The organism is Capnocytophaga sp. oral taxon 863 str. F0517 (assembly GCF_000466425.1).
Classification (GTDB): domain Bacteria; phylum Bacteroidota; class Bacteroidia; order Flavobacteriales; family Flavobacteriaceae; genus Capnocytophaga.
Genome location: NZ_KE992171.1, coordinates 1 through 1,061, shown reverse-complemented (window position 1 = coordinate 1,061; position 1,061 = coordinate 1). Strand labels below are relative to the sequence as shown.

1 pseudogene is annotated in these 1,061 nt (G+C 45.8%); it reads right to left on the bottom strand.

Annotation, left to right across the window (positions count from 1 at the left end):
- Window positions 1–1,061: pseudogene (locus HMPREF1551_RS14045) on the bottom strand (gliding motility-associated C-terminal domain-containing protein); the annotation flags it as partial.

Here is a 1,061-nt window from a genome sequence, read left to right as displayed (position 1 = left end):
CTGCCATCAAGTTCATCATTCTTCAAGACACTCTCCTCGATTGTCTTAGGCTGATCTTGATTGTTGATCTCGGTAAATTCATCATCGGCGGCAGCAAAAGATACTATTTCAATGGTAACTTTCGCCGTATCGTAGACATTTTCATTTGCCTTATCCTTAATGACATAATGATATGTATAGGGTCCTGGATTTAATCCTTCTTCAACCTTAATACGTCCATCTTCATTCATCTTAAAGTGAACTACATCATTAGTTTCTCCTTGAGGAACTCCTATCTCTACATCACTCTGAGAGAGGCCGGTCTTACCATTAAGTATATCGTTGTTCAAGATACTTGGGGTAAGGCCTCCTTTAGTACCTACTTTCCATACCTTGTCATCGTTAGCAGTGATAGCAGATGCTTTTACCTCAAAGCGCACTGTTGCGGTATTGCTACAGTTGTCCTGATTGTTTTTCTCACAGATCGTATACTGATATTCGTACTGTCCTGCAGGAGTACCAGCCTTGATGGTAATCTTACCTGTAGCAGTATCCATGCTAATATCAGCATGAGGAGCTGTTCCTGGGACGAGGATCACATCCTCTCCTGGCTTCAATACACCCGATACCCCTTCTAAGGTATCTACCCCTTTGGAGAAGACCGTATGGGTAGAGGTGTAATTCACTGCATTGGGGATACGACCCAAGTCGTCATCTTTCGCTTCAATCCTACGAGGTGCCCCGGACACCTTGATTATTGCCTTAGCCTCATCGCAAGGGGTACCTGCTGGAGAGAGGCATATTCGGTAGGTTACTTCATAAGGGCCTCCTGCGCTCGCTGTATCGGGCACTTTAAGCTTGCCTGATGCTGGGTCAATAATAAGGTCGGGAAGGCCTCCCTTATTTACGATGGTAATGGTCAGCTGTGAAGGGGATACGGGATCTCCATTCACTCGGTCATTGCTAAGTATATCTACCATTCCTCCTGCGGGGACTGTATATTCTGGATCGTTGTTGGCGGTGATCGTTGGGGTCGAAGCGCTATCTCCGGTTACCTCTATCTTCACCTTAGCCGTTGCACA